Genomic DNA, 18,288 nt, shown 5'->3' with positions numbered 1-18,288 from the left:
CTCACTCCTGTTGTAGAGCTGCGCCGGAATGTGGCATTCCTTGCCAGTGCCCACCACCCACGTTGTCTACCACGATCATTCGCCGTCACCGTGGCAGGCCGGGCACGGCGGCGGCCCCGGCACCCGACGGTCACCGAAATGGATCGGTTCGTTTCCTTGAGGGGTTCACGTTTACGGGAGTAGGTTCGCCGCCATGACCGCATCCCGGGATCCGGCCGTCGCCTCGGAACTGCGCGGGGCCGGCCTGCGAGTGACCGCCGCCCGCGTCGCGTTGCTCGAGACCGTCCGACGGGGCGATCACCTCGACGCCGAGGCGATCGCCACCGGGGTGCGCCGGCGCGTGGGCCACATATCCCTCCAGGCCGTGTACGAGGCGCTGCACGCGCTCACCGCCGCGGGGCTCGTGCGCCGCATCCAGCCGCCCGGCGGCCCGGCGCGGTTCGAAGGGCGGGTGGGCGACAACCACCACCACGTCCTGTGCCGGTCCTGCGGTGCCCTCGCCGACGTCGACTGCGCCGTGGGCGAGGCGCCCTGCCTGACCGCGTCCGACGACCACGGCTTCTCGATAGACGAGGCCGAGGTCATCTACCGGGGCCTGTGCCCCGACTGCTCCACCACCGGCAGTTCCCCAGCACCTTGATCCGCCCCGTTCGGAAGGATTCCCATGTCCGAGAACCACGACGCCATCGTGACCGACGCGAAAACCGAGGAGACGGGCGGCTGCCCGGTCGCCCACGGACGCGCCCCGCACCCCACGCAGGGTGGCGGAAACCGTCAGTGGTGGCCGGAGCGGCTCAATCTGAAGATCCTCGCCAAGAACCCCGCCGTGGCCGATCCGCTGGGTGAGGAGTTCGACTACGCCGAGGCGTTCAGGTCCCTCGACCTGCCGGCAGTGAAACGGGACATCGCCGAGGTGCTGACCACCTCGCAGGACTGGTGGCCCGCCGACTTCGGGCACTACGGCCCGCTGATGATCCGCATGGCCTGGCACAGCGCGGGCACCTACCGCATCAGCGACGGCCGCGGCGGCGCCGGCGCCGGCCAGCAGCGCTTCGCCCCCCTCAACAGCTGGCCGGACAACGGCAACCTCGACAAGGCCCGCCGCCTGCTGTGGCCGGTCAAGAAGAAGTACGGCCAGAGCCTCTCCTGGGCCGACCTCCTGGTCCTCACCGGCAACGTCGCCCTGGAGGAGATGGGCTTCGAGACCTTCGGCTTCGCCGGCGGCCGCGCCGACGTCTGGGAGGCCGAGGAGGACGTCTACTGGGGCCCCGAGACCACCTGGCTCGACGACCGGCGCTACACCGGCGACCGCGAGCTGGAGAACCCGCTCGGCGCGGTCCAGATGGGCCTGATCTACGTCAACCCGGAGGGCCCGGGCGGCAACCCGGACCCGATCGCCGCCGCCCGCGACATCCGCGAGACGTTCCGCCGCATGGCGATGAACGACGAGGAGACCGTCGCCCTGATCGCCGGCGGACACACCTTCGGCAAGACCCACGGCGCCGGCCCGGCCGACCACGTCGGCGACGACCCCGAGGCCGCCTCCATGGAGGAGATGGGCCTGGGCTGGAGGAGCACCTACGGCACCGGCAAGGGCGGGGACGCCATCACCTCCGGCCTGGAGGTCACCTGGACCACGACCCCGACCCGGTGGAGCAACGGGTTCTTCAAGAACCTCTTCGAGTTCGAGTACGAGCTCGAGCAGAGCCCGGCCGGCGCCCACCAGTGGGTGGCGAAGGACGCGCCCGAGATCGTCCCCGACGCGCACGACCCGTCGAAGAAGCACCGCCCGAAGATGCTCACCACGGACCTGTCGCTGCGCTACGACCCGATCTACGAGCCGATCTCCCGCCGGTTCTACGAGAACCCGGAGGACTTCGCGGACGCCTTCGCCCGCGCCTGGTACAAGCTGACCCACCGGGACATGGGCCCGAAGTCCCTGTACCTCGGCCCGGAGGTCCCCGAGGAGACCCTGCTCTGGCAGGACCCGCTGCCCGAGGCCGAGGGCGAGCGCATCGACGCCGAGGACATCACGACGCTCAAGACCAGGCTCCTCGAGTCGGGTCTGTCCGTCTCGCAGCTGGTGTCCACCGCGTGGGCCTCCGCGTCCACCTTCCGCGGCAGCGACAAGCGCGGCGGCGCCAACGGCGCCCGCGTCCGCCTGGAGCCGCAGCGCGGCTGGGAGGTCAACGAGCCCGACGAGCTGGCCCAGGTCCTGCGCGTCCTGGAGGGCGTCCAGCAGGAGTTCAACTCCGGCGCCGGCGCGAAGAAGGTGTCTCTGGCCGACCTGATCGTCCTCGGTGGCTCCGCCGCCGTCGAGAAGGCCGCCAAGGAAGCCGGCTTCCAGGTGGAGGTCCCGTTCGCCGCGGGCCGCGTGGACGCGACGGAGGAACACACCGACGCCGAGTCGTTCGAGGCGCTCGAGCCGACCGCCGACGGGTTCCGCAACTACCTCGGCAAGGGCAACCGCCTGCCGGCCGAGTTCCTGCTGCTCGACCGGGCGAACCTGCTCACCCTGAGCGCCCCCGAGATGACGGTCCTGGTCGGTGGTCTGCGCGTCCTGGGGGCCAACTACCAGCAGTCCCAGCTCGGTGCGTTCACCAGGACCCCCGGCTCGCTGACCAACGACTTCTTCGTGAACCTGCTGGACCTGGGCATCACCTGGAAGTCGACGACCGAGGACCAGACCATCTTCGAGGGCCGCGACGCCGCCACCGGCGAGGTCAGGTGGGCCGGCTCCCGTGCCGACCTGGTCTTCGGCTCCCACTCCGAACTGCGGGCGCTCGCCGAGGTCTACGCGAGCGACGACGCCAAGGAGAAGTTCGTGCACGACTTCGTCGCCGCCTGGGTCAAGGTCATGAACCTCGACCGCTTCGACCTGGTCTGATCGTCGGCGTCCGGGCCCGGCCGGCACAGGCGGGCCCGGACGTTCCAGGCCGCATGCTTCCGGCCGGCCCGCACGCTTGCGGTACTACGCCGTCCCGCGGAAGGTGTTGCGATAGGCGCGCGGTGACACGCCGAGGACCTCACGGAAGTGCTGACGCATCGCGGTCCCGGTGCCGAAGCCGGAGCGGGCGGCGACACGGTCGCCCGGTTCGTCGCTGCGCTCCAGCAGCCGCCTGGCGTAGTCGAGCCGCTGCCGGCCGAGCCACTGCATGGGCGTCACTCCGGTCTCCTGCCGAAACCTCCGGTTGAGGGTCCGCACGCTCATCGCCGCCTGCCCCGCCAGGTCCTCCAGGGTGAGGGGCTCGCCCAGCCGCTGGAGCGCGTACGTACGGGCGACGGCGGTCGAGGAGTCGTCCGCCTGGCCGATGGGCCGGTCGATGTACTGCGCCTGGCCGCCCTCGCGATGGGGCGGCACCACGGTGCCGCGCGCCACGGTGTTCGCCACGTCCGCGCCGTGGTCGGCGCGGATCATGTGCAGGCAGAGGTCGATCCCGGCGGCCACACCCGCAGAGGTGAGCACGCCCCGGTCGTCGGTGTAGAGCACGTCCGGGTCGACGTCGACCTCCGGGTAGAGCGAGGCCAGTTCGGCGCAGGACTTCCAGTGCGTCGTGGCCCGCCGCCCCTCCAGCAGGCCGGCCGCGGCCAGCACGAAGGAGCCGGTGCAGATGGACGCCAGCCGGGCGGTCCCGGGAACCCGGGCCAGGGCCGCGCGCACCGGGGCGGCGAGCCGCCCGCGTTCCTGCGGGCCGTAGTCCTCCGCGGCCGCCGGCACGACCACGGTGTCGGCGCTCTCCAGGACCTCCGGCCCGTGGGGGACGTTGACGCTGAAGTCCGTGTCGGTGGCGACCTCGCCCGGCGTGGACGCGCACGTCAGCACCGAGTACCGGGGGCGCCCGCTGTCGTCGGCGGCCGTTCCGAACAGGCGGTGCACGATGCCGAGTTCCATCGGCAGCAGCCCGGGGCGCACGAACACCACCACATGGTGCGCCGCCCGTACCGCCTCGTCCACCGCGTTCGCCTCACCAGTCGTGACCCTCATGGCCAGATTCTTTCACTTGCGGTCCATCTGGTCAGTGGTTCGGGTCCCGCGCCCGGCGAAGAGTGGTGTCCATGCGCCATACGACCGGAAACCCCCGCGCCCGCCTCGGACACCGCGCCTGGTGGGTGGCAGCCGTCACCGCGACCACGATCGTCGTCGCCGGTGCCTTCTCCACCATGCCCGGCGTCCTCCAGGGCCCGCTGCAGCGCGACTTCCACTGGTCCCGCGGCTCCATCGGGCTGGCCGCGTCGGTGAACATGGTCCTGTACGGCCTCACCGCTCCCTTCGCCGCCGCACTGATGGACCGCTTCGGCATCCGGCGGACCGTCCTCACCGCCCTGGGACTCGTCGCCGGGGAAGCGGTGCTCACCACCGGCATGGACGCCGCCTGGCAGTTCACCCTCTTCTGGGGGCTCCTCGTGGGCCTGGGCACCGGATCCCTGTCCATGACCCTCGCCACCACCGTGGCGAACCGCTGGTTCACCGAGCGACGCGGCCTGGTCACCGGCTTCCTCGCCTCGGCGGGTGTCCTCGGGCAGATGGTCTTCCTGCCCGCCCTGTCCTGGACCATCGACCACCACGACTGGCGCCCCGCGCTGGTCACCCTCGCGCTCGCCGCACTGGCCACCGCGCTCCTCGCCCGGCTCGCGCTGAGCGACCACCCCGCCGACACCGGCCAACGCCCCTACGGAAGCTCCGTGTTCGTCCCCAGGCCCCCGCCCGTTCCCGGTGCCGCACGCCGCGCCCTCACCGTCCTGCGCGACGCCGCGCGCACCGCCCCCTTCTGGCTGCTCGCGGCCGCGTTCGCGGTCTGCGGAGCCTCCACCAACGGCATCATGTGGACCCACTTCGCCCCCGCCGCACACGACCACGGCATGCCGGTCACCACCGCCTCGGCACTGCTCGCCCTCATCGGCGTCTTCAACGTCGCCGGCACCGTCGCCGCGGGATGGCTCACCGACCGACTCGACGCCCGCAGGCTGCTCGCCGTCGTCTTCACCCTGCGTGGCCTCCTGCTGGTCACGCTGCCCCTGATCATGAGCGCGACCGTCACGCCGCCCATGATGGCCTTCGTCGTCCTCTTCGGCCTCCTGGACCTCGCCACGGTGCCTCCGGTCATCGCCCTGTGCCGCCGGTTCTACGGCGACGACAGCGCCATCGTCTTCGGCTGGACCAACGCGGCCCACCAGGCCGGCGCGGCCCTGGCCGCCTTCCTGGGCGGCGTCGCCCGCGACACCTTCGCCGGCTACGACCCGGTGTGGGTCGTCCTCGGCGCGGCATGCGCCGCCGCGGCCCTCCTCGCCCTCACCGTCCGCCGTACCGGGCCGCGCCCGGCCACGGCACTCCGGCCGGGGCGACAAGCGGTGGCCGTCCGTAGGACACGGTGCTGAGACGGCGTGACGCCTACCCGCATCGACGGACGGGCGCCGGCCGGACAACGGCGGGACCCACGGCGTGCGGTGAGCCTCGCCGGGCACCCGGGCGCCCGCACCCGCGGCGGGCTGGTCCCCGCCGCGCAGGGCGCCCGCTGCCCGCTGGAACGCCTCGACCGGCCGACGGCCCGGACGCCGTTGTCAGTGGCGGATGCGAGGCTGCGTGTCATGGATGAGGTGGAGTTCATGCGGGGCAGGGTCTACGGCGCCGACCACGACAACCCCGGGCCACGGACCGGACGCGTCTACGCGCAACTGGTGGGCGGCCCGCTGGACGGTCTGCTGCTGGACATCACCGACCTCACCGGGGCGGAGCGCGGCCGGGGTGTGTCACTGGCGACGGAGATAGGCCGCTACGGCCCGGGCGGCCGCTCCGCGTACGGCCCCAGGCCCGGCGACCCCCGCTGCTTCGACTGGCGGGGCGACGTGCCCTGACGTCATGTCGCCTGCGTCGGGGACGCCCCTCCGGCCCGATCGGCGCCAGGGTCGCCACCACGTCACGTCGCCTGTGCCGGGGACGCCCCCGTCTGCGCGACCAGGGCCGCGAGCAGCCAGTCGTGTGCGGAGCCGGGGGTCGGTTCGGGCCGTCGCCCCGGCGGGGTGACCACCTCGCCCACCAGTTCCCAGTAGCGGTCGATCCGCGGCTCGGCCGCGAGCTGCCCGGCCAGCCGCCGGCGGAAGTCCGGGGTGTCCCGGACGCCGTACGCGCTCGTGTACGCGGCGACGAAGCCGTCCAACGCCTCGCCCGGCTCCGGCTGTCGGCCCCGGCGCAGATGCGCGCCCGCCAGCTCGTACGCCTCCGCCAGCCCCGCGTACAGCACGGCGGATCCCCGGGCCCCGGCGGTCCGGTGCGCCTCGGGCTGGGGCTGTGCGGTGCCCGGGCACGGGGCGAGCGTGAGGGCGTTCAACCGGGCGAAGGCGAGGACCTGGGCCGGGGCCGGATCGTCGGGCGGCTGCGGCACCGCGACCTCCAGGAACGCGCCCACCGCCCGGGCCGGCATCCGCGGCGGCAGCCAGCCGCGCCAGAACCGGACCAGTGGCGCCGTGCTGGGCGGGGCGGACACGGCGCCGATCAGCCGGAGCCGACCGGCTCGTTCCCCGGGCGGACACTCCTGCACCAGCCGCAGCGCCGCCTCCCGCCAGCGCAACGCCTTCAGCTCCGAGCCGAGTTCACGCAGCCGCCCGGCGACCGCGGCCTCCAGCGCGCCGCCCGCCCGGCCCTCACCGCCCGCCAGGTCCTCGTTGTCCCTGTGGTGCCCGTTGTTCTCGTCGTCCTCGTCGTCGAGAACCCGGCGCACCTCGGGGACCGACAGGCCGAGGGCCCGCAGGGACCGGATCAGACGCAGCCGGTCGAGCGCCTCGGGGCCGTAGCGCCGGTGGCCGCCGGTGCTGCGCGAGGCCTCCGGCAGCAGTCCGCGGTCGGAATAGAAGCGGACGGTCTTGACGGTGACACCCGCCCGTTCGGCGAGTTCCCCGATGCCGCACAGACCGTCGTACGACGTGAGCACTTGAACCTCCCTCAGGGGGAGTTCCTACCGTACCGGCGAGCGCGGGCCGGTGATCGGGCCGGTCCGCGGGCGTACGACGCCGCAACGGGCGTCGTACCGGACTGCGTACGGAGGAGAAGCGATGACCGCGTTCATCCTGGTGTCCGGCATGTTCACCGGCACACACGTCTGGCAGGACACAGCCGCGCGCCTGACCGCCGCGGGCGCCCAGGCGCACACGGTCGCCCTCACCGGGCTCGACGGCCCGCGCGGCGGGACGGTGTCCGGCACCGACCTGGAGACCCATATCGCGGACGTGCTCGCGGTGATCGACTCGGTCGGCACGGCGAGGGACCGGAAGATCGTGCTGGTCGGCCACGACTACGGCATCCACCCGGCGCTCGGCGCCGCCGACCGGCGGGCGGAGCGCATCGACAGGATCGTCCACCTGGACTCGGGCATGCCGCGGGACGGCGTCCCGGCCCTGGCCGCCGTCCCCGACCAGTCCCTGCGCGAGCGGCTGGCCGGGCGGCCCGGGACGGGCCGGGGGGCGGGGGCCGACGCGGTACTGGCACCCCCGGCGCACGACGAGTGGCGGATCTGGGGCAGCACCGCGGGCGTTCCCGACGCGGCACTGGACCGGCTCACCGCCCTCGCCGCGCCACAACCCCTGGGCACCCTGCTCCAGCCCCTGCGGCTGACCGGGGCGGTGACCTCGGTGCCCACCACCGGCGTGCTGTGCACCGGCAACGGCGCGAGCATCGAGATGGTCCAGATGCTGGTGGGCTTCGGCGGCGATCCCGCGCTGCAGGCCCTGACCGAACCCGGGGTGAGCTTCTTCGAACTCCCCACCGGGCACTGGCCGATGCTCTCCTGTCCCGCCGAACTCGCGGACGTCCTGCTGCAGGCCGCGGCCGGCGAGGGACACCGGCTGAAGCCCGCGGACGAGGCGGAACAGCCCGCGCATCTGCGGCCGTTTCTGCTGGACGTCCCCGAGGTCCCCCGCGAACGGCACGGGAACGTCGACCTGTACCTGCCCGACGCCCAGGAGCCGCGCCCGGCGGTGGTGTTCGTGCACGGCGGCCCGGTCCCCGCCGACGCCCGGCCGACCCCGAGGGACTGGCCGGCCCTGACGGGGTACGCCCGGTACGCGGCCGGCAGCGGTGCGGTGGGCGTGGTCCTCGACCACCGCCTGCACGACCTGGGCGACTACGAGCGCGCCGCCGCCGACGTGGCCGCCGCCGTGGAACTGGTCCGGGCCGACCCGCGGGTGGACGCCGACCGGATCGCGCTGTGGTTCTTCTCGGGCGGCGGCCTGATCACGGCGGACTGGCTGGCGGCGCCTCCGCGGTGGCTGCGCTGCCTGGCGGCCACCTACCCGGTCCTGGCACCCCTGCCGAACTGGGGGCTGTCCGGCACCCGCTTCCACCCGGCGCGCGCGGTGGCCGGCGCCGGCGCCCTGCCCGTCGTACTCACGCGCGTGGGACTGGAGATGCCCGAGATCGCCGCCACGGTCGAGGAGTTCCTGGCCGCGGCCGAGGACTGCGGGGCGGACGTCGAGGTGGTCGACGTGCCGCACGGTCACCACTCCTTCGAGACCGTCGACCCGACCGACGAGTCGCGCGAGGCGGTCCACCGCGCGATGCGTGCGGTACTGGACCACGTCGGCCGGCGCGACCTGCCTCGACGAAGCGGGGACGGCCCGCCCGAGGCACCCGGCCGGGCGGTGCGGTGACCGGTCCCCGGCGGACACCGGCCGGCCCGGTTCCACGAGGATCACCGACGCCTTCCCTCCGTCCTGGGCACGGCCATCGGTGCGGTGCTCCTCCACCACTTCGCCGGCCGCCTCCCGGCGCCGTACCGGGAACCGCCGGAGCGGACGGGCGAGGGCCGACCGGCGCGGCTGCGTGATCACGGCGACCGCCCGCTGCCGCGACGTGTGCCGTGGCCGGGGGACCGGGCCATGTCCTGAGCGGCGCCGGTGGTCAGGACGTCGCTTCCCGCAGGGTGATGCCGTCGCCGCCAGGTGCGCACCCCGACCCGGCCATCACGGCCCTGCCGAGTTTCCGGTCCGCCACCGGCCCGAGCGGCCGCGGCGCGGGCCGGGCCGGCCCTGCGCCGGGGACCGGCCCGGGCCGGAGGGCAAGCGTTTTCTGTCCCACGTCTTGACGTGTACGCGGCGCAATGGATTCTATGGGAGCGCTCCCATGCGTTCCCCTGCGTCCGTGCGCCCTCATCGTCCACCGTGTCCGCACTACTCAGCCCTGGAGTCGCCGTGCGAACAGCAAGACGCGATACACCGAAAGGCCCGCTGCCCCGCCTGCTGACCGGCCTGGCCGCCCTGCTCGGGCTGGTCGTCGCCGGTGCCCTCTGTCCCGCCGTCGCGCTGGCCCAGTCGCCGGGCACCCAGGCCACCGGCCTGCACATCAGCGACGGCCGGCTGCTGGAAGGCAACGGCAACGACTTCGTCATGCGCGGGGTCAACCACGCCCACACCTGGTACCCCGGCGAGACCCAGTCGCTGGCCGACGTCAAGGCGCTGGGCGCCAACACCGTCCGGGTCGTCCTGTCCGACGGCCACCGCTGGAGCGAGAACAGCCCCGCCGACGTGGCCGCCGTCGTCGGCCAGTGCAAGGCGAACCGGCTGATCTGCGTGCTGGAGGTGCACGACACCACGGGTTACGGCGAGGACGCCGCCGCCGGCACGCTCGACCACGCCGCCGACTACTGGATCGGCCTCAAGGACGTGCTGGCCGGCGAAGAGGACTACGTCATCGTCAACATCGGCAACGAGCCCTGGGGCAACACCGACCCCGCCGGCTGGACCGAGCCGACCGTCGCGGCGGTCGAGAAGCTGCGCGACGCCGGCTTCCAGCACACGATCATGGTGGACGCGCCCAACTGGGGCCAGGACTGGCAGGGGGTCATGCGGGCCAACGCCCGGTCCGTCTACGACGCCGACCCCACCGGCAACCTGATCTTCTCGATCCACATGTACAGCGTCTACGACACCGCCCAGGAGATCACCGATTACCTGAACGCCTTCGTCGACGCCCGACTTCCCATCCTCATCGGTGAGTTCGGCGGCCCCGCCGACCAGTGGGGCGACCCGGACGAGGACACCATGATGGCCACCGCCGAGCAGCTCGACCTCGGCTACCTGGCCTGGTCCTGGAGCGGCAACACCGACCCGGTCCTCGACCTCGCCCTCGACTTCGACCCCAGCCGGCTCAGCTCCTGGGGCGAGCGCATCTTCCACGGCGCCGACGGCATCGCGCAGACGTCCGAGGAGGCCACGGTCTACGGCAGCCCCGACCCGGACGACACCCAGGCGCCCACCACCCCGGGAACGCCGACCGCGTCCGCGGTCACGGACACGTCCGTCACCCTCGGCTGGGCCGCCGCGACGGACGACGTGGGCGTCGCCGGCTACGACGTCGTCCGGATCGGCGACGGCGGCGAGACCGAGGTCGCCGCCTCCACCACCAGCACCGCCACCGTGACGGGCCTCACCGCCGGCACCACCTACACCTTCGCCGTCTACGCCCGCGACGCGGCCGGCAACCGCTCGGCCCGCTCCGCCACCGTGGACGTCACCACCGACGAGGGCGGCGGCACCCCCGGTGCCGGCTGCTCGGTCGGATACCGCGTGGTGGGCGAGTGGCCGGGCGGCTTCCAGGGCGAGATCGCCGTCCGCAACACCGGGACCGCGCCCGTCAGCCCCTGGACGCTCGCCTTCGCCTTCGCGGACGGCCAGACCATCACGAACATGTGGGGCGGGACCCCGACCCAGGACGCCGGCGCGGTGAGCGTCGCCCCGGCCCCCTACACGGCCAGCATCCCCGCCGGCGGCACGGTCACCCTCGGCTTCACCGCCCAGAAGGGCGGCACCAACACCGCCCCGGCCGCGTTCAGCCTCAACGGGACCGCCTGCGTCACGACGTGACCACGTACGGCTGCCTCACCGGCCGGCGGCGGCCACCTGCCTCCGCCGGCCGGTACCGGCGCGTTCGCACGAGGGGCGTCACCACGACACCTCGCGGACGTCGGCCCGGCTCTGCGGCTGCGTCGTCGCGGTGATCTCCGAACGGTGACGGCTCGCCGAGAACGTCACCGTCAGCGTCTGCGGCTCGCTCTGGCTCGTACTCACCGTGAAGCCCCGGTCGGGCACGGCCGAGATCAGACACACCTCGCTGCCGCCGAACCGCACGGTCGCCTTGCCGCCTTCGGAAGGCACCGTGTACACGCCCGCCCCGCCGTCCCGGCACCCCGGGTCGACGCCGCCGGCCGGAGGCTGCGGGGGCGTGGTGCGGGCGGCCGGCGTCGGTGTCGGGCTCGGTTCGGGCGGCTTCGCGCTGGTACGGGCGGGCGCCGGGCTGGGTTTTCGGCTGGTCGCCGAAGGGCTGGGGGACGGCTTCACGGTCTTGGACACGGTGGGCCGGGGGGACGCCGTGGGTACCGGGAGCTCCTTCGGCGCCGACTGCGCGACCGGCGCGGTCGGCCGGGTCGAGCCCACCACGAAGTGGATCGTGATGATGACAGCCGCGACACTGGCTGCCGTGCACGACAGCCAGATGATCAGGTAGCGAAGGAGGCGGGACACGACACCATAGTGACGGACCGGCTAACGTGCCTGCTCATGGCCTCCGTACTTGTCGTCGAGGACGACCCTGTGATCCGGGCCGCGCTGATCGAGGTCCTGACCGGACACGGCTACGCGGTGAAGACCGCTCACCAGGGGTTCGAGGCGTTGCGCGACATCACCCAGAGCCCGCCGGACATCGTGGTGCTCGACCTCGGGCTGCCCGACCTCGACGGGCTCGACGTGCTGCGGATGATCCGGGGCATCTCCCGCGTCCCGGTACTCGTCGCCACCGCCCGCGACGACGACACCGAGATCATCCGCCTGCTCAACGCCGGCGCCGACGACTACATGGTCAAGCCGTTCTCCGGCGGCCAGCTCGCGGCCCGGCTCGCCGCCGTGCTGCGCCGGTCCGTGCCCGCCGACGTCCGTGCCGCGAGGCGGCCCGTCCTCCAGGTCGCCGACCTGCGCATCGACCCCACCGCGCGCACCGCGCACCTCGCCGGCCGGGAACTGCTCCTCACCCGTCGCGAGTTCGACCTGCTCGCCTACCTGGCCGCCCACGCCGACCAGGTCATATCCAGGCAGCGCATACTCACCGAGGTGTGGCAGCAGCCGTACGTGGAGGACCAGACGGTGGACGTCCACCTGTCCGCACTCCGCCGCAAAATGGGCGAGAAGGCACGAAAGCCCCGTTATCTCCACACCGTCCGCGGTATCGGCATCAAGCTGGTCAGCTCGCCATGAGACGTGCTCTCGCCGGGATCGCCCTGGCCGTCACCTCGATGGTGGCGCTGTCGTTCCTCATCCCGCTCGCCCTCCTCGTCCGCGAACAGGCCCGGGACCGGGTCACCACCGCCGCCGAGCAGCGCGCCTCGGCCCTGTCTCCGGTGCTCGCCCTGACCACCCGGCGCGCCGACGTACAGCAGGCCGTCGCCGAGCTCGGCTCGTCCGACCAGCTCGTCGTACGGCTGCCCGACGGAGGCTTCGTCGGAACGCCGCACGCGCCCGAGACCGCGCTGGACCGTGCCGTGCGGGGCCGGGAGACGCTCGCCGTCGACACCGCGGACGGCTGGGTCTACCTCCAGCCCGTCGTCCTGCGGGGCGACCGGGTCGCGGTCGTGGAGGCCTACGTGCCCGCCGCGGACCTCACCCGGGGCGTGGCCGCGTCATGGGGTGTGATGGCGCTGCTCGCGCTCGGCCTGGTCGGCGGCTCGGTGCTGGTCGCCGACCGGCTCGGCGCCCGTGTCGTCCGCTCCTCCCGCGGTCTCAAGCGTGCCGCGCTGGCCCTCGGCTCCGGCGACCTCGACGTACGGGTGGAACCGGACGGTCCGCCCGAGCTCCAGGAGGCCGGAGTGGCGTTCAACACCATGGCCGACCGGGTCGTCGACCTGCTCGCCGTCGAACGCGAGCTGGTCGCCGACCTCTCCCACCGGCTGCGCACCCCGCTGACCGCCCTCTACCTGGAGGCCGACCGGATGGGCGCGACCCCGAGCGCGCGGCGGGTGACGGAGGCGGCCGGACAACTGGAGAGCGAGCTCGACTCGATCATCGCCGCGGCACGCACACCCCTGGCCTCGGCACAGCCCGGCGGGGCGGCGGGCCCGGCGAGACCGTGCGACGTCGCCGAGGTGGTCGCCATGCGCCTGGACTTCTGGTCGGTCCTCGCCACCCAGCAGGGCCGGCCGTACGAGCGCTCCCTGACCCCGCGCCCGGCGCCCGTCGCCTTTCCCGAGGACGACCTCGCGGCCGTCGTCGACGCACTGATCGGCAACGTCTTCCGGCACACCCCGCAGGGCACCGCTTTCGCCGTCCGCGTGGAGCGGGCGGACGGGCACGTGTTCCTCACGGTCGACGACGCCGGCCCCGGAGTGGCGGACCCCGAGGCCGCGCTGACCCGGGGCGTCAGCGTCGGCGGCTCGACCGGCCTCGGCCTGGACATCGTGGCCCGGGCGGCCCGCGCGGCCGACGGCGAACTGACGATCACCCGCGCGCCGCTGGGAGGCGCACGGGTGCGGGTCTCGTTCCTGCTCGCCGGCACGAGCGGGGGCGGACCCGGAGGCGAGGGCCGGTGACGGACGGGCGGACCGGAGGCGGGGTTGGGTGACGGACGTCAGCGGCTCGTACCGAAGTTCTGGGTCCACCAGGGGCCGCCGTCGCCGAAGTGGACGCCGACGCCCAGCTCCTTGAAGGAGCAGTTGAGTATGTTCGCGCGGTGGCCGGGGCTGTTCATCCAGGAGTCCATCACCGAGGCGGCGTCCGCCTGCCCCCGCGCTATGTTCTCGCCCAGCGTGGACCACTGGTAGCCGGCGGCCTCGACGCGGCTCGCCATGGTGGAGCCGTCGGGGCCCGTGTGGGACATCACGCCGCTGCTCGCCATGACGTCGCTGTAGTCGTCGGCGGCCCGGGTCAGCCGGCTGTTCGCCGTGACCGGCGAACAGCCGGCCGCGGCCCGCTCCTCGTTCACGAGCGCGAGAACCCGCGCCTCGGACCCGCCGGCCCCACCGGAGCCCGATCCCGATCCCGATCCCGACTCCGATGCCGAACCCGATCCGGTGCCCGACCCCGTGCCGCTGCCGCCACCGTCCGACGTCCGGTCGCCGCCGCCGCTCTTCGCCGTCGTGCGCGCGGGCGCCCTGGACGCGGCGGCGGCCGCCTTCGCCGGGCTGGTGGCCGGACTCGCCGACGTCTTCGGCTCCTTCTCGTCCTTCGGTTCGGCGCTCCGGCTCGGCGAGCTGCTCGCCGTGGCGCTCGGGCTCGGCGACGCGGAGGCCGACGGCGTCGCACCACCCGCCGGGTCCTCGGCGCCCGGCGCCTCACCGGCGGCGTTCGTGGCGACCCGGTCCGAGGCCTTGCCGTCCTCGCCCTGGGCGACGGCCAGGGTGATCCCGACGCCCGCCGTCACGGTGACGGCGCCGAGCACCAGCGCGGCACCGCGTGTCCGGAGCCCGCCGCGGGGCCGGGCGTGGGAACGGGACGGGCGAGCGGCTCGGCGGGAACCCATGCGCAGGACACCTCGGCTTGTCTGTCGGCTGACGGAACCCCCTCCGGACCCGGTGGACGCGACCGCGCCCACCGGGACTGTGGGGGGTGTTCGAGAGCCTAGGACGGGGCAGGCGTGGAAACGGCAGTTCGAAGGTCTTCTTCAGAAAGCCTTAAAAGAACAGCCAAAGTCCGCTGAGGTGCCGAGCCGCACCGAGCCGCACCGAGCCGCGTCGGGACGCACGAGAACAGAGCCATGAGTGGCCCGGCTCACATGGCGTACCGGAGGTGGCGCCGACACCATGGTCTCGTCACCCGGCAGGCTGAAGGGATCAACAATGTTCCGCAAGGTGCTGGTCGCCAACCGCGGTGAGATCGCGATCCGGGCGTTCCGCGCGGGCTACGAGCTCGGCGCGCGCACCGTCGCCGTCTTCCCGCACGAGGACCGCAACTCGCTGCACCGGCTGAAGGCCGACGAGGCCTACGAGATCGGGGAGCCGGGACATCCGGTGCGCGCGTACCTCTCCGTGGAGGAGATTGTCCGCGCCGCACGCCGGGCGGGAGCCGACGCCGTCTACCCGGGCTACGGATTCCTGTCCGAGAACCCGGAACTCTCCCGCGCCTGCGAAGAGGCCGGCATCACGTTCGTCGGACCGAGCGCCCAGATCCTCGAACTGACCGGCAACAAGGCCCGTGCCGTCGCCGCCGCCCGCGAGGCAGGTGTGCCGGTCCTCGGTTCCTCCGCGCCTTCCACCGACGTGGACGAACTCGTCTGCGCCGCCGACGACGTGGGCTTCCCCGTGTTCGTGAAGGCGGTTGCGGGCGGCGGCGGGCGCGGCATGCGCCGCGTCGAGGAACCCGCCCAGCTGCGCGAGGCCATCGAGGCGGCGTCCCGGGAGGCGGCCTCCGCGTTCGGCGACCCGACGGTGTTCCTGGAGAAGGCCGTCGTCGAACCCCGCCACATCGAGGTCCAGATCCTCGCCGACGGCCAGGGCGACGTCATCCACCTCTTCGAGCGGGACTGCTCGGTGCAGCGCCGCCACCAGAAGGTCATCGAGCTGGCCCCCGCACCGAACCTCGACCCGGCGCTGCGGGCGCGGATCTGCGCCGACGCCGTGAACTTCGCCCGGCGGATCGGCTACCGCAACGCCGGCACCGTGGAGTTCCTCGTCGACCGCGACGGCAACCACGTCTTCATCGAGATGAACCCGCGCATCCAGGTCGAGCACACGGTGACCGAAGAGGTCACCGACGTCGACCTCGTCCAGTCCCAGCTGCGCATCGCCGCCGGCGAGACACTGGCCGACCTCGGTCTCGCCCAGGAGAACATCACCCTGCGCGGCGCGGCCCTCCAGTGCCGCATCACCACCGAGGACCCCGCCAACGGCTTCCGCCCGGACACCGGGCGGATCAGCGCCTACCGCTCGCCCGGCGGCTCCGGCATCCGTCTCGACGGCGGCACCACCCACGCCGGGACGGAGATCAGCGCCCACTTCGACTCGATGCTGGTCAAGCTCTCCTGCCGGGGCCGGGACTTCCCCACCGCGGTGGGCCGCGCCCGACGCGCCGTGGCCGAGTTCCGCATCCGCGGCGTCGCCACCAACATCCCCTTCCTGCAGGCGGTGCTGGACGACCCCGACTTCCAGACCGGCCGGGTCACCACCTCCTTCATCGAGCAGCGCCCGCACCTGCTCACCGCCCGCCATTCCGCCGACCGCGGCACCAAGCTGCTGACCTACCTCGCCGACGTCACGGTGAACAAGCCGCACGGCGAGCGCCCCGACATCGTCGACCCGCTGACCAAGCTGCCGCCGTTGCCCGCGGGTGAACCTCCGGCCGGCTCCCGGCAGCTCCTCGCCGAGCTGGGCCCGGAGGGCTTCGCCCGCCGGCTGCGGGCCTCGCCCACCATCGGCGTCACCGACACCACGTTCCGCGACGCACACCAGTCGCTGCTCGCCACCCGGGTCCGCACCAAGGACATGCTCGCCGTCGCCCCGCAGGTCGCGCACTCCCTGCCCCAGCTGCTCTCCCTGGAGTGCTGGGGCGGCGCCACCTACGACGTCGCGCTGCGCTTCCTTGCCGAGGACCCGTGGGAGCGGCTGGCCGCCCTGCGCGAGGCCGTGCCCAACATCTGCCTCCAGATGCTGCTGCGCGGCCGCAACACCGTGGGTTACACCCCGTACCCGACCGAGGTGACCGACGCCTTCGTGCAGGAGGCGGCGGCCACCGGCATCGACGTCTTCCGCATCTTCGACGCCCTCAACGACGTCGACCAGATGCGGCCCGCCATCGACGCCGTACGGGAGACCGGCACGTCCGTCGCGGAGGTGGCCCTCTGCTACACCGCCGACCTGTCCGACCCCTCCGAGCGGCTCTACACGCTCGACTACTACCTGCGGCTCGCCGAGCGGATCGTGGACGCCGGCGCACACGTCCTGGCCGTCAAGGACATGGCCGGGCTGTTGCGGGCACCGGCCGCGGCGACCCTGGTGTCGGCGCTGCGCCGGGAGTTCGACCTGCCGGTGCACCTGCACACCCACGACACCACCGGCGGCCAGCTCGCCACCTACCTCGCCGCGATCCAGGCCGGCGCGGACGCCGTCGACGGGGCGGTGGCGTCCATGGCGGGCACCACCTCGCAGCCGTCCCTGTCGGCGATCGTCGCCGCCACCGACCACACGGAGCGGCCCACCGGCCTCGACCTCCAGGCCGTCGGCGACCTGGAACCGTACTGGGAGAGCGTCCGCAAGGTGTACGCCCCCTTCGAGGCGGGACTCGCCTCACCGACCGGCCGTGTCTACCACCACGAGATCCCCGGCGGGCAGCTCTCCAACCTGCGCACCCAGGCCATCGCGCTCGGCCTCGGCGACCGCTTCGAGGACATCGAGGCCATGTACGCCGCCGCCGACCGCATGCTCGGCCGATTGGTGAAGGTCACGCCCTCCTCCAAGGTGGTCGGCGACCTGGCCCTGCACCTGGTGGGCGCCGGCGTCTCCCCGGCGGACTTCGAGGAGAACCCCGACCGGTTCGACATCCCCGACTCCGTCATCGGCTTCCTCCGCGGCGAGCTGGGCACCCCGCCCGGCGGCTGGCCCGAGCCGTTCCGCAGCAAGGCCCTGCGGGGCCGCGCCGAGGCCAGGCCCCTGCCCGAACTGACCGCCGACGACCGCACCGGCCTGGCCAAGGAACGCCGGACGACCCTCAACCGGCTGCTGTTCCCCGGACCGGCGCGCGAGTTCGACACCCACCGCGCCTCCTACGGCGACACCAGCGTCCTGGACAGCAAGGACTTCTTCTACGGGCTGCGCCCCGGCAAGGAGTACACGGTCGACCTCGACCCCGGCGTCCGGCTGCTCATCGAACTCCAGGCGGTCGGCGACGCGGACGAGCGCGGTATGCGCACCGTGATGTCCTCCCTGAACGGCCAGCTCCGGCCGATCCAGGTCCGCGACCGGTCGGCGGCCTCCGACGTGCCGGTCACGGAGAAGGCCGACCGGTCGGACCCCGGCCATGTCGCGGCGCCGTTCGCGGGCGTGGTGACGCTCGCCGTCGCCGAGGGCGACGAGGTCGAGGCCGGTGCGACGGTGGCCACCATCGAGGCGATGAAGATGGAGGCCACGATCACCGCCCCGAAGTCGGGCACGGTGACCAGGCTCGCCATCAACCGCATCCAGCAGGTCGAGGGCGGAGACCTCCTGGTCCAGCTCGGCTGAGCACGGCGGGGGGGGGGGGGGGGGGGGGGGGGGGGGGGGGGGGGGGGGGGGGAGGGGGGGGGTGGGGGGGGGGGGGGGGGTGGGGGGGGGCGGGAGAAAACAACAA

Annotated in this window: 14 protein-coding genes; 10 read left to right on the top strand and 4 right to left on the bottom strand. The window is 73.4% G+C overall.

The window, feature by feature from the left end; genetic code table 11:
* The first annotated feature begins 193 nt into the window (after nucleotides 1–193).
* Both ACZ7G3_RS18785 and katG read left to right on the top strand, forming a co-directional pair.
* On the top strand, nucleotides 194–640 hold the full coding sequence (locus tag ACZ7G3_RS18785; protein WP_426597594.1) for a Fur family transcriptional regulator: 447 nt from the start codon (nucleotides 194–196) through the stop codon (nucleotides 638–640).
* Nucleotides 641–664: 24 nt separating this feature from the next.
* Nucleotides 665–2,887: a catalase/peroxidase HPI gene (gene katG / locus ACZ7G3_RS18780; RefSeq protein ID WP_470926870.1), complete on the top strand. Its 2,223-nt coding sequence runs from the start codon at nucleotides 665–667 to the stop codon at nucleotides 2,885–2,887.
* A gap of 84 nt (nucleotides 2,888–2,971) precedes the next feature.
* Here the strand turns inward: katG and ACZ7G3_RS18775 are convergent, their stop codons facing one another.
* Nucleotides 2,972–3,985, bottom strand: a complete 1,014-nt coding sequence (locus ACZ7G3_RS18775) for a GlxA family transcriptional regulator (RefSeq protein WP_470926868.1) — start codon at nucleotides 3,983–3,985, stop codon at nucleotides 2,972–2,974.
* A gap of 71 nt (nucleotides 3,986–4,056) precedes the next feature.
* Between ACZ7G3_RS18775 and ACZ7G3_RS18770 the strand changes: the two genes are divergently transcribed.
* Together ACZ7G3_RS18770 and ACZ7G3_RS18765 are read left to right on the top strand one after the other, a co-directional pair.
* Nucleotides 4,057–5,376, top strand: coding sequence for an MFS transporter (locus tag ACZ7G3_RS18770; RefSeq protein WP_470926866.1), 1,320 nt, complete (start codon nucleotides 4,057–4,059; stop codon nucleotides 5,374–5,376).
* A gap of 210 nt (nucleotides 5,377–5,586) precedes the next feature.
* Nucleotides 5,587–5,853 carry a hypothetical protein gene (locus tag ACZ7G3_RS18765; RefSeq protein WP_470927129.1) on the top strand — a complete coding sequence of 89 codons (267 nt, stop codon included), beginning with the start codon at nucleotides 5,587–5,589 and terminating at the stop codon, nucleotides 5,851–5,853.
* Between the two features lie 62 nt (nucleotides 5,854–5,915).
* On the opposite strand, the gene ACZ7G3_RS18760 is transcribed toward ACZ7G3_RS18765, so the two are convergent.
* Nucleotides 5,916–6,926 (bottom strand): MerR family transcriptional regulator, encoded by a 1,011-nt coding sequence (locus tag ACZ7G3_RS18760; protein ID WP_470926864.1) that lies wholly within the window; start codon nucleotides 6,924–6,926, stop codon nucleotides 5,916–5,918.
* Between the two features lie 121 nt (nucleotides 6,927–7,047).
* Between ACZ7G3_RS18760 and ACZ7G3_RS18755 the strand changes: the two genes are divergently transcribed.
* Both ACZ7G3_RS18755 and ACZ7G3_RS18750 read left to right on the top strand, forming a co-directional pair.
* Nucleotides 7,048–8,640 (top strand): alpha/beta hydrolase, encoded by a 1,593-nt coding sequence (locus tag ACZ7G3_RS18755; RefSeq protein ID WP_470926862.1) that lies wholly within the window; start codon nucleotides 7,048–7,050, stop codon nucleotides 8,638–8,640.
* Nucleotides 8,641–9,180: 540 nt separating this feature from the next.
* Nucleotides 9,181–10,851 carry a cellulase family glycosylhydrolase gene (locus ACZ7G3_RS18750; RefSeq protein ID WP_470926860.1) on the top strand — a complete coding sequence of 557 codons (1,671 nt, stop codon included), beginning with the start codon at nucleotides 9,181–9,183 and terminating at the stop codon, nucleotides 10,849–10,851.
* Nucleotides 10,852–10,929: 78 nt separating this feature from the next.
* Here ACZ7G3_RS18750 and ACZ7G3_RS18745 read toward each other — a convergent pair whose 3' ends face one another.
* Nucleotides 10,930–11,142, bottom strand: coding sequence for a hypothetical protein (locus tag ACZ7G3_RS18745; protein WP_426597586.1), 213 nt, complete (start codon nucleotides 11,140–11,142; stop codon nucleotides 10,930–10,932).
* A 1-nt stretch (nucleotide 11,143) separates the two neighbouring features.
* Between ACZ7G3_RS18745 and ACZ7G3_RS18740 the strand changes: the two genes are divergently transcribed.
* The 3 genes from ACZ7G3_RS18740 to ACZ7G3_RS18730 are packed head-to-tail and all read left to right on the top strand — an operon-like array spanning nucleotide 11,144 to nucleotide 13,562.
* Entirely contained in the window at nucleotides 11,144–11,491 is a 348-nt protein-coding gene (locus ACZ7G3_RS18740) for a hypothetical protein (protein WP_470926858.1), read from the top strand.
* 53 nt (nucleotides 11,492–11,544) lie between these two features.
* Complete coding sequence (locus tag ACZ7G3_RS18735) at nucleotides 11,545–12,234, top strand: response regulator transcription factor (RefSeq protein WP_470926856.1); 690 nt, start codon at nucleotides 11,545–11,547, stop codon at nucleotides 12,232–12,234.
* Entirely contained in the window at nucleotides 12,231–13,562 is a 1,332-nt protein-coding gene (locus tag ACZ7G3_RS18730; protein ID WP_470926854.1) for a sensor histidine kinase, read from the top strand. The genes ACZ7G3_RS18735 and ACZ7G3_RS18730 overlap by 4 nt, the downstream gene beginning before the upstream one ends.
* Nucleotides 13,563–13,600: 38 nt before the next feature.
* Here ACZ7G3_RS18730 and ACZ7G3_RS18725 read toward each other — a convergent pair whose 3' ends face one another.
* Nucleotides 13,601–14,491: a CAP domain-containing protein gene (locus ACZ7G3_RS18725; protein ID WP_470926852.1), complete on the bottom strand. Its 891-nt coding sequence runs from the start codon at nucleotides 14,489–14,491 to the stop codon at nucleotides 13,601–13,603.
* Between the two features lie 316 nt (nucleotides 14,492–14,807).
* On the opposite strand from ACZ7G3_RS18725, the gene ACZ7G3_RS18720 reads away from it, so the two are divergent.
* On the top strand, nucleotides 14,808–18,182 hold the full coding sequence (locus ACZ7G3_RS18720; protein ID WP_470926850.1) for a pyruvate carboxylase: 3,375 nt from the start codon (nucleotides 14,808–14,810) through the stop codon (nucleotides 18,180–18,182).
* Nucleotides 18,183–18,288: the final 106 nt, after the last annotated feature.

It is taken from the genome of Streptomyces sp. NPDC037271, assembly GCF_055603605.1.
The sequence above is the reverse complement of the archived record's forward strand: the minus strand, read 5'-3'. Positions and strand labels throughout refer to the sequence as shown.

Bases quoted from the DNA above. Each gene is read 5' to 3' on its own strand.
- ACZ7G3_RS18785 (WP_426597594.1), top strand. From the start codon at position 194: ATGACCGCATCCCGGGATCCGGCCGTCGCCTCGGAACTGCGCGGGGCC.
- katG (WP_470926870.1), top strand. From the start codon at position 665: ATGTCCGAGAACCACGACGCCATCGTGACCGACGCGAAAACCGAGGAG.
- ACZ7G3_RS18775 (WP_470926868.1), bottom strand. From the start codon at position 3,985: ATGAGGGTCACGACTGGTGAGGCGAACGCGGTGGACGAGGCGGTACGG.
- ACZ7G3_RS18770 (WP_470926866.1), top strand. From the start codon at position 4,057: ATGCGCCATACGACCGGAAACCCCCGCGCCCGCCTCGGACACCGCGCC.
- ACZ7G3_RS18765 (WP_470927129.1), top strand. From the start codon at position 5,587: ATGGATGAGGTGGAGTTCATGCGGGGCAGGGTCTACGGCGCCGACCAC.
- ACZ7G3_RS18755 (WP_470926862.1), top strand. From the start codon at position 7,048: ATGACCGCGTTCATCCTGGTGTCCGGCATGTTCACCGGCACACACGTC.
- ACZ7G3_RS18735 (WP_470926856.1), top strand. From the start codon at position 11,545: ATGGCCTCCGTACTTGTCGTCGAGGACGACCCTGTGATCCGGGCCGCG.
- ACZ7G3_RS18730 (WP_470926854.1), top strand. From the start codon at position 12,231: ATGAGACGTGCTCTCGCCGGGATCGCCCTGGCCGTCACCTCGATGGTG.
- ACZ7G3_RS18725 (WP_470926852.1), bottom strand. From the start codon at position 14,491: ATGGGTTCCCGCCGAGCCGCTCGCCCGTCCCGTTCCCACGCCCGGCCC.
- ACZ7G3_RS18720 (WP_470926850.1), top strand. From the start codon at position 14,808: ATGTTCCGCAAGGTGCTGGTCGCCAACCGCGGTGAGATCGCGATCCGG.